Raw genomic sequence first — 9,586 nt, 5'->3', positions numbered from 1 at the left:
AAATATTATTTTTTATTTTTATATAAATGAAATAACAATGATCAATTTAAGAAATACTAGAATAATTAGCATTTCTTTTAAAGGTTTTTTGATTTAAAAAACCTTTAAAATTCTTGTCTTGTGAATTAAACAAGACCGCAAAAGACCAAAAGGAGGTTATCATCATGAATAAATATGAAGTAATGTATATTTTACAACCTAATTTAGAAGAACAAAATGTAAAAAAAATTATTGATAACGTTAATGGTGTTTTTACAAAAGAGGGCAAAGTTACAGAATTGAAAGAAATGGGATTAAAAGAGTTAGCTTATCCTATTCAAAAATTCAACAAAGGTTATTATGTTTGGTTATTAGCTGATGCTAAAAGCACAGTTGTAGCTGAATTTACTCGTATAGCTAATATATCTGAAGAAATAATGAGATATATGGCAATTAAATTAGAGGATAATAATTAAAATGATTAATAGAGTAGTTTTAGTAGGTAGAATTACAAAAGATCCAGAATTACGTTTTATTAACGGTGATATTCCTTTAGTGCGCTTTAATTTAGCAGTTAATAGGACTTTTACTAACTCTGAAGGTGTTAGAGAAACTGATTTTATTCGTTGTGTTGTTTGGAATAAACAAGCAGAAAATTTAGCTAAATATATTAATAAAGGTGCTTTAATCGGTATTGAAGGTAAAATTAAAACTAGCGTTTTTGACAACGGCACAGATAAAAAACAATTCACAACAGAAATTCAATGCGATTCTATTCATTTTTTAGAATCTAGAAAAAACAAAGATAATCACAGTAATGATTCCCAGAATTCAGCAGCAGAAGATTTTAATATTAATGAAGATGATGGATTCCCTTTTTAATTTAACTAAATAACGATAATATAAGGAAGTGTTAAAAGATTATGAAATCAAGTAAAAAGAAATTTTTTAAAAAACGTCGTAAAGTATGTTACTTTACTCAAAACAAAGTGACTAGAATCGATTTTAAAGATGTAGAATTATTAAGTAAATTTGTCACTAATAGAGGCAAAATTTTACCCAGCAGAACTACTGGAACATCTGCTCAATGGCAAAGACGTTTAGCAATAGCTATCAAAAGAGCTCGTCACATGGCTTTAATGCCTTTTGTAATACAATAATCATAAAAAAAATAAAACAAGTTAATAATGCTTGTTTTATTTTTTATATTGAGAATTTATTATTTTTCAAAATAAAATTTATGATAGAAAAGTGAGTTTACAAAAAATTATGTTCAAATCATTGAGAAAAAAAAATCTCAATTATAAAAAATACTTCTTAATTATTATTTTAATTTCTGTATTCGTTATTTTAGCTATTTATGATTATAATAACATTAAAGACATAATGGATAATCCTAAAAAACAATTCGAAGAAATAAAAAGCAATATTTTGAAGTTATTTTTTAGCCTTTTGGGTCAAATAATATTTTTATTCGTCCTTTTTAGCATTTATTTTAATTTTAAAAATCATTTAAAAATTAAAAAATTACAAAACAGACTTTCCTTATGGTCCAAACTATCTTATTTTGTCAATCAAATCGGTGAAGAAGTTTTTAATGAATTGCCGATAGGCATTATAGTGATTGATTCTTTTTCTAATGAGATGCAATGGATTAATCCTTACGCTGATAAAATCTTTAAAAAACCTACTATCAATACTCCTTTACAAAATTTACACCCCAAAATGAAAGAATTATTAAATTCCAACCAAACACAAACTATTTTAACTATTGGTAAGGAAATTTTTGATTGTTTATACAATAAAGAATTTAATCTTTTTTATTTGTTTAATGTTACAGAAAGAGAGAAAATTAAAAGTCTTTATCGCCAAAAAACACCTGTTTTAGTTTTTTTATCTTTTGATAATATAGAAGATTCTTTAAAAAATTGGGACTTTTCTGAACAATCTCAAATCAAAGCAGAATATTTAAGTGTTTTATCTGACTTTGTAGAATTATATGAAGGTTATTTAAAGCAATTATCAGATGATAAATTTTTATTATTATTAAACCGTCAACAATTAGAAAATATCATGAGTGATAAATTTTCTATCTTAAAAACGATTCGTGATATTTCTAATAAATATAAATTAAAAATCACTCTTTCTATGGGTGTAGCTTGTTATAATTTACCTTATAATAGATTAGCTTCTTACGCTCAAAGCGCGATTGAATTAGCACAAAAAAGAGGCGGAGACCAAGTAGTTGTTAATATTGAAAACCAAAAAATTCAATATTTCGGCGCGACCCAATCTTCTTTAAGTACTAATTCCAAAGTGTCTGCTAGAGTGAACTCAGAAATTATCAGAGATCTTTTAGAACAAAATAATAATTGTTTTTTTCTGAGTCATATTAATCCTGATCTAGATTCTTTGGGTTCAATGATTGCTTTTTATAAAATAGCTTTATCTATTAATGATAATTACGAACATTATATTATTTTAGACGAAGAAAAGATGGATCAAAATTTTAAAATTATTTATCAAAACTTATTAAAAGAAGAACCGGAATTATCTAAACATATTATCGCTACCGCCAAAGCTAAAAATATCATTAATAAAAATTCTTTATTAGTTATTTTAGATACGCAAAACAAAGAAATCGTTAATAGTCCAGAATTATTGGATTTAACACCTAATACGATAATTATTGATCATCATAGATCTTCTGATGAAATCATCGTTAACACTTTTGCTTATATAGATTCTTCCTCTTCTTCCACTGTAGAGATGTTAATTGAATTAATCTATTTTTTAAACCAAAAAATAGATATTACTCCTTTTGAAGCTAGTGTTATGTATGGTGGAATGGTAATAGATACTAATTATTTTACTTATCGTACTAATTCAAGAACTTTAGAAGCCGCTTCACAATTAATTTCTATGGGAGCAGAAAGCGATAAAGTAAAATTTTGGTTTAGACAAGAATTTTCTAAAATATTAAAAATGAACCAATTAATTTCTAATATGGAAATTTATATGGATAGATTCGCTATTGTTAAAAGTAATGAAATAGTAGAAAATCGTTCCTTTTTAGCGAAAGTAGCTGAAAATATTTTAAATATTCAAAATATTGAGGCAGCTTTTGTTGTTGGTCGTTTGCAAGAAAAAGAAATAGGTATTAGCGCTAGATCTTATAACAATGTTAACGTTCAAATCATTATGGAACAAATGGGCGGCGGTGGTCATATGAATAGTGCAGCAACTCAAATAAAAGAAAGCAATATTGATATCATTGTAGGAAAATTAAAAAATATATTAGCGTTAGAATATAAAGAAGGGGCTAAAAATATGAAAGTAATTTTATTAGAAGATATTAAAAATAAGGGTAATACAAATGACATTATCGAAGTTACCCTAGGTTATGGTAATTTTTTAATTAAAGAAAAAAAGGCTCTTTTAGCTAATGATAAAAACATTAAACAAATAGAAAAAGACAAACAACTAAAAGAACAACAAGATTTGGAACATACTGCTTTAATGAATAAATTAAAAAAAGATATTGATAATAAACAAATTAATTTAAAAATTACTGTTGGTCAAAAAGGAAAAATGTACGGAAAAATCACTATGAAACAAATAGTGGATGAATTTTTAAAAGAATTCAATATTTTAATTAACAAGAAAAAAATTGTTTTAGACAGCGAAATCAATTCTTTAGGAATCTACAAAGCTTCAGTAGTTTTGAAAAAAGATATAACGGCGTCCTTTATTATTAATGTAGTGGAAAATAAAAATGAATGAAAATATAAAACTTCCTTATCATTTAGAAGCAGAACAAGCTATTTTAGGCATTATTTTTTTAGAATCTAGCCAAATAGTTAATGTAGTTGATCGTTTAGAACCAGAAGAATTTTTTAATATTAATCATCAATTTATTTTTATGGCGATGATAGAATTATACCAAAAATCTCAACAAATTGATTTTTATACCGTTTCACTTACATTAAAAAACAAAAACCAAAAAATAGAAGGTAACACGAATTATTTAATTAAATTAACTAATATGATTCCTTCTATAAATCATCTAGATACTTATATTGATTTGGTCCATGAAGCTGCTTTAAAACGAAACATTATTAAAACAGCTTCTGCTATCATTCACGAAGGACTTAGCAATCCTGATCTTCATAATGAAGAGTTTTTAAATAGTGTGGAAGAAAAATTCTTTCAAATTTCTAAAAATAAAAAAAGTAATAAATTTATCCTCCTAAAAGATCTATTAAGAGAAGTGAGAAAGCTCACTATTGAAAATAAAAGGAATAATAATATTATCGGTTTAAAAACTGGTTATGCCGGTTTAGACGAAATTACTTTAGGTTTAAAACCAGAAGAATTAATCATTTTAGCAGCTAGACCTTCCATGGGTAAAAGTAGTTTAATGATGAATATAGCGGTTAATATTGCTCAAGAAAATAAAAACGGCAAAGCTTCTGTGGCTATTTTCAGTTTAGAGATGTCTAACGAACAATTAGGTTCTAGAATGATAAGCACTAAAAGCCAAATCTCTCATAAAAACATTCAATTAGGAATATTAAATCAACAACAATTACAACAAGTTAATTATTCAATCGAAACATTACAAGATTTAAATTTATATTTCGATGATTCAGCAGCAGCTAATATTTTAGATATTAGGTCTCAATGTAGACAATTAAAAAAACAAGATAAATTGGATATAGTTATTATCGATTACTTGCAATTAATCAGAAAAGCTAATAAAACTAATAGTCAAGGTTTTTTCAACCGTCAAGAAGAGGTTTCTGATATTTCTAAGAGTTTAAAGGAAATGGCTAGAGAATTAAAAATACCGGTTTTAGCTTTATCACAACTTTCCCGAGAAGTAGAAAAAAGAGAAGATAAAAGGCCTATTTTATCTGATTTAAGAGATTCTGGTAGCATTGAACAAGACGCTGATATTGTGATGTTTTTATATCGAAAACATTATTATAACAAAGACAGAAAAGACGTTCCTTTAGTTGATTTAGGCCATACTGAATTAATTATTTCTAAAAACCGTCAAGGAGCGACTGGTACAAAACATTTTAATTTAAATTTAGATTATCTTTTATTTAAAGAAATTGATATAATACCAGAATAATTTTTCTAAATTAACAAAGCACCATCAATAGATATTTTTTTATAAAAGAAATAATTCTAGCAAGGAGAAGAAAATGTTTGATAAATTAAATTTAATAAAAGAAAATTATTTAAATTTACAAAAAAAAATATCAGATAATTTAGAAAATTTAAAAAACGTTGAACTTTTAAAACAATATCATAAATTACAAATAATTGTTTTTGTTTATGATCAATATTTAAATTTAGAAGAAGAATTAAAAAAAACTAAACAAATCATCAAAAAAGAAGAACCAAAAGATAACGAATTAATTATTTTAGCTAAAGCAGAAAAAGAAGAATTAAAACAACAAATTCAAAATAAACTCCGAGAATTAAAAAAATTATTGTTACCACAAGATGAAGATGACGAAAAAAACGTTATTATGGAAATTAAAGGTGGAATTGGCGGTAGAGAAGCCAACCTTTTTGCTTCAGATTTGTTTCGTACTTATATGAAATACGCGGAAAATAAAAAATGGAAAACAGAAATCATTAATTTCACCCAAACTTTAAAAAACGGAATTAGTTCAGTAGAATTAATGATTTCTGGTAAAAATATTTATTCCTTTTTAAAATATGAATCAGGCGTTCATAGAGTTCAAAGAGTGCCCGAAACAGAAAGTCAAGGAAGAACACATACTTCAACCGTGAAAGTATTAGTGATTCCTGAAACTAAAAATATTGAATTAGATATTAATTGGAACGATATTAGAGTAGATACTTATAATTCTAGTGGTCCAGGCGGTCAATCAGTTAATACCACTAAATCAGCTGTTAGATTGACTCACTTGCCTACAGGTCTAAGTGTTGCTTCTCAAACAGCTAAAAGTCAACACGAAAATAAAGATAAAGCTTTTCAATTATTAAAAAATAGAATTTTTTATCAAATGAAATCTCAACAAGAAAAAGATAAAAATGATGTTAAAAAGAATTTAATCGGTAAAGGCGAAAGGAGTGAAAAAATCAGAACTTATGATTATTCAAGCAATAGAGTAACAGATCATAGAATAGGTTTAACACTTCAAAAACTAGATTTATTTATGGAAGGTAAAATAGATTTAGTCATCAAACCTTTAATTGATGAAATGGAAAAACAAAAATTAAAAGAAGAATTTTCAAAAAATGAATAAAAAAAATAAAATTATTATTTTTCCTACTGATACTGTTTATGGTATAGGAGCTAAAATCAATGATACAGAAAGTTTAAAAAAGATTTATCAAATTAAAAAAAGAGATCTTAATAAGCCAATAGCTATTTTATTTTATTCGTTAGAACAAGTTAAAAATATAGCTATTATAGATCTCAAAATTATCAAAATAAGTCTTTTTTTTTGGCCAGGAGCTCTTACTTTAATCGTGAATGCTACTCCTTCTTTTTATCAATTAACTAAAGAAAAAAAATTAGGAATTAGAATTCCTAATCATAAATTGGCTTTAAAAATATTAAAAGATGAAGGACCTTTAAGAGTAACTTCTGTCAACGACAGCGGCCAACCACCTTTAAATAATTTTGAAGAAATAGTTAATAAATATAAAAATCAAGTAGATTATATTTACCCTAATAAACAAACAAATTCTAATGTTTCTTCCACAGTTATTGATACAACTACTCCTTCTTGGGAAGTTATTAGAAAAGGCGATGTTTCGTTAGAGATGATTAAACAAGCCCTTATATAAAGATTTTTTTCATAAAAAACATTTCTAAATGAATTTTAGGATCTAAAACTCCTTTTTTAATTTGATAAGATAAATCTAATAAAGATAAAAATAAATTAGTTATTTTTTCTTTGTTTAAAGTTTGACTTTCTTTCGTTAAATAATATATTTTAGCAGGAGGGAAGTTTAAAATAAAAGCTATTTCTTTTTGGCTTTTTTTTTTATTTATTAAAGTTTTAACAATAATAAGTTCTTGTAGTTTTTTCAAAATTTGATGAATAATTAAAAAAACATCTGTTTTTTGTTTCATCATTTCTTTAAAAATTAAAAAACCATCAATAGGGTTTTTAATATCGATAATAGAATAAATTAAAGAAAAAATATTTTGTTCTTCTTCAGAGTAAACTAATTTATCTATTAATTTCATATCAAAAATAACTCTATCCGAATGATGATATAACTTAATTTTTTTAATTTCTTCATTTAATAAGAATAAATTACCGTTAGTTTTTTGAATTAATTGGGGGATTATTTTTTTTTCTATAAAAAAATTATCTTTTTTAAACAGATCTGAAACATATGAAATTAAATCTTTTTCAGAAAGATTAATAACTTTTTCTTCGTTAAATATTTTATTTATTTTGTTTCTAATATGAACAGGGAAATTATCTTTTTCCGCAGTAATATACATAATAATATTAGGATTAGGTTTTTCAATATAATCAAGCCAAAAAGAGATATCTTTTTGAAGAAATAATAAAGAAATATTTTCAATAAAAATAATTTTTTTATTGAAAAAAAAAGAATTCGTAAATAATTCTTGTTTTAATTTTTCGATCACTTGTAAACAATTATCGCTTTCTATTTTATAATTAATAAATTGATAATTATTCTTTTGACAATCTTTTTTTAAAGAATCTTTTTTTTGCTCTAAAAAAAATAATTGTGAATAAAATAATAAATTTAAAGAATGCATTTTCCCTTTAAAATCCTTTTATAAATTTTTTTAATCCAAGTTATTCTTCTTTTTAGTCTTTTTAACTGGGGGAATTTTTTTTATCTTTTTAGCTCGAGGATGAAATTGAAAATAAACCTCTTTTAAACGTTTTTGACTGATGTGAGTATAAATTTGAGTAGTAGAAATATCTTCATGACCTAAAATGTTTTGTAAAGTTCTCAAATCTATACCATTTTCTAACAAATGAGTAGCGAAAGAGTGTCTCAAGGTATGAGGAGAAGATTTAGATGATAACCCTACTAATTTGATAATCTTTTTGAATATTTTATAACATCCTTGCCTCGATAAAAGTTCACCTTTATTATTTAAAAAAACTAAATTACTTTTTTTATCTTTTAATAAAAATTTACGTGAAAGATCCAAATATTCTTTAATTATGTTTGAAGAATATTTGGAAATAGGAACAACCCTTTCTTTGGAGCCTTTTCCTAAAATAATAATTTGTGATTGTTTAAAATCTAGATTATCTAAAGTCAAATTTAACAGTTCGGTTATTCTCAAACCTGAACCATACATCAATTCAAAAATAGCTTTATTTCTTATTTCGATAATAGAATCATTTTTATTGACTTGTTCTAAAAAGGAAAACACCTCTTCCTTAGATAAAACTACCGGTAAGGTTTTATCTATTTTAGGCATTTTAAACATTAAAGAAATATCATAATCTATTTTTTTTTCTAATAATAAAAAATGATGAAATTTTTTAATAACTATAATTTTTCTCGCTAAAGTTTTACTCCCTATGCGTTTATTATTGGCCATATGAAACAAAAACAAAGAAACATGTTCTTTATTAATTTCTTTAAAATCTTTCAATTTTAATTCATTTTCTATAAAAATTAAATATTGTTTAACATCGGTTAGATAAGATTTAACCGTATTAAAAGATAAAATAATTTCATCCGAAAGATATAATTCAAATTCTTTTAAAATATATTTCATTTTTAAATCATTTTCTTTCTTTAAAAATAAATTATTTAAAATTGATTTTTCATTTCTTTTTTAGGTTTAGTTTTTTTAATGGCTAAATATATAAAAAAAGTATTTAAAGGTATTTTAACTAAATTAGTTAAAACAATAGATTCCCATTGGAATTTTCCAGTACTAAAATAAATTAATAAAGTGGAGATAATAGCAATCAAATAATTCAAAATACAAGTGATTACAGTTATATCTTTTTTCTTATAAATGTTTAAATACTTGGAAATAATATCTATTCCACCACTAGAACTGCCTTTTCCAATAAGAATGCCGTAAGTAAGTCCTCCTACGATGGCAACGATCATAACTCTCAATAAAGAAAGACCAAAACCGCTATCTTCTGGGAAACGACCAAAAAAATTTTTAAGTCCCAAACAATTTAGATCATTAATTAAATAAGTTAATGTTAGTATAAAAAATAAAATAAAAAAACTATTTAAAAGAGTGGTAATGCTAAATTTACGATCTAATTTCGGAAAAGAAATTAAAATTAATAAAATTCCGTTCACAATTCCATAAAAAGAAGTTGCAAAAAAACCAATAAATAAAGGATTTTCAATTTGGAAAATACTTTTTAAAACTTTAGCAATAGCATCGCCAATACCGTGAACTCCTGTTGCATATAAATTAATGTTATAATTACCACTGCTAAAAACAACATCTAATAAAGAATAAATAAAAGATAATGTCAAAAACAATGTAAAATTTTTTATATTAATAATTTTTGTTTCTTCTAAGCGCATGCCTGAGTTGCTCATATATGTAGCAGATCGGAAGAGCGTCGTGTAGGGA

General features: G+C 24.7%; 10 protein-coding genes. 7 read left to right on the top strand and 3 right to left on the bottom strand.

Annotated features, from left to right (window positions below; genetic code table 11):
- Positions 1–164 precede the first annotated feature (164 nt).
- The 7 genes from rpsF to RI76_RS01695 all read left to right on the top strand — a co-directional run bounded on the left by rpsF (position 165) and on the right by RI76_RS01695 (position 6,816).
- Complete coding sequence (gene rpsF / locus RI76_RS01725; RefSeq protein ID WP_017192417.1) at positions 165–455, top strand: 30S ribosomal protein S6; 291 nt, start codon at positions 165–167, stop codon at positions 453–455.
- 1 nt (position 456) lies between these two features.
- The gene (locus RI76_RS01720) at positions 457–861 is read left to right on the top strand and encodes a single-stranded DNA-binding protein (protein WP_017192416.1); all 405 of its coding nucleotides are present in this window, start codon (positions 457–459) and stop codon (positions 859–861) included.
- 41 nt (positions 862–902) lie between these two features.
- Positions 903–1,139 (top strand): 30S ribosomal protein S18, encoded by a 237-nt coding sequence (gene rpsR / locus RI76_RS01715; protein WP_017192415.1) that lies wholly within the window; start codon positions 903–905, stop codon positions 1,137–1,139.
- 109 nt (positions 1,140–1,248) lie between these two features.
- Positions 1,249–3,762 (top strand): 50S ribosomal protein L9, encoded by a 2,514-nt coding sequence (gene rplI / locus RI76_RS01710; RefSeq protein ID WP_017192414.1) that lies wholly within the window; start codon positions 1,249–1,251, stop codon positions 3,760–3,762.
- Positions 3,755–5,119 carry a replicative DNA helicase gene (gene dnaB / locus RI76_RS01705; RefSeq protein WP_017192413.1) on the top strand — a complete coding sequence of 455 codons (1,365 nt, stop codon included), beginning with the start codon at positions 3,755–3,757 and terminating at the stop codon, positions 5,117–5,119. Before rplI ends, dnaB begins: the two co-directional genes overlap by 8 nt.
- 73 nt (positions 5,120–5,192) lie before the next feature.
- Positions 5,193–6,269 carry a peptide chain release factor 1 gene (gene prfA, locus RI76_RS01700; RefSeq protein ID WP_017192412.1) on the top strand — a complete coding sequence of 359 codons (1,077 nt, stop codon included), beginning with the start codon at positions 5,193–5,195 and terminating at the stop codon, positions 6,267–6,269.
- Positions 6,262–6,816 carry an L-threonylcarbamoyladenylate synthase gene (locus RI76_RS01695; protein WP_017192411.1) on the top strand — a complete coding sequence of 185 codons (555 nt, stop codon included), beginning with the start codon at positions 6,262–6,264 and terminating at the stop codon, positions 6,814–6,816. The genes prfA and RI76_RS01695 overlap by 8 nt, the downstream gene beginning before the upstream one ends.
- On the opposite strand, the gene holA is transcribed toward RI76_RS01695, so the two are convergent.
- The 3 genes from holA to RI76_RS01680 all read right to left on the bottom strand — a co-directional run.
- Positions 6,809–7,771 carry a DNA polymerase III subunit delta gene (gene holA, locus RI76_RS01690; RefSeq protein ID WP_017192410.1) on the bottom strand — a complete coding sequence of 321 codons (963 nt, stop codon included), beginning with the start codon at positions 7,769–7,771 and terminating at the stop codon, positions 6,809–6,811. The genes RI76_RS01695 and holA overlap by 8 nt on opposite strands.
- A 30-nt stretch (positions 7,772–7,801) precedes the next feature.
- On the bottom strand, positions 7,802–8,755 hold the full coding sequence (locus RI76_RS01685) for a tyrosine recombinase (RefSeq protein ID WP_017192409.1): 954 nt from the start codon (positions 8,753–8,755) through the stop codon (positions 7,802–7,804).
- Between the two features lie 35 nt (positions 8,756–8,790).
- The coding region (locus tag RI76_RS01680) for a YitT family protein (RefSeq protein ID WP_315971948.1) at positions 8,791–9,586 on the bottom strand (796 nt) is incomplete at its 5' end.

This window comes from Milkweed yellows phytoplasma str. MW1 (genome assembly GCF_000309485.1).
Taxonomy (GTDB): Bacteria; Bacillota_I; Bacilli_A; order Acholeplasmatales; family Acholeplasmataceae; genus Phytoplasma.
The sequence above is the reverse complement of the archived record's forward strand: the minus strand, read 5'-3'. Positions and strand labels throughout refer to the sequence as shown.

Excerpts from the sequence above, each read along its gene's own strand:
- rpsF (WP_017192417.1), top strand. The coding sequence starts at position 165 with ATGAATAAATATGAAGTAATGTATATTTTACAACCTAATTTAGAAGAA.
- RI76_RS01720 (WP_017192416.1), top strand. The coding sequence starts at position 457 with ATGATTAATAGAGTAGTTTTAGTAGGTAGAATTACAAAAGATCCAGAA.
- rpsR (WP_017192415.1), top strand. The coding sequence starts at position 903 with ATGAAATCAAGTAAAAAGAAATTTTTTAAAAAACGTCGTAAAGTATGT.
- rplI (WP_017192414.1), top strand. The coding sequence starts at position 1,249 with ATGTTCAAATCATTGAGAAAAAAAAATCTCAATTATAAAAAATACTTC.
- dnaB (WP_017192413.1), top strand. The coding sequence starts at position 3,755 with ATGAATGAAAATATAAAACTTCCTTATCATTTAGAAGCAGAACAAGCT.
- prfA (WP_017192412.1), top strand. The coding sequence starts at position 5,193 with ATGTTTGATAAATTAAATTTAATAAAAGAAAATTATTTAAATTTACAA.
- RI76_RS01695 (WP_017192411.1), top strand. The coding sequence starts at position 6,262 with ATGAATAAAAAAAATAAAATTATTATTTTTCCTACTGATACTGTTTAT.
- holA (WP_017192410.1), bottom strand. The coding sequence starts at position 7,771 with ATGCATTCTTTAAATTTATTATTTTATTCACAATTATTTTTTTTAGAG.
- RI76_RS01685 (WP_017192409.1), bottom strand. The coding sequence starts at position 8,755 with ATGAAATATATTTTAAAAGAATTTGAATTATATCTTTCGGATGAAATT.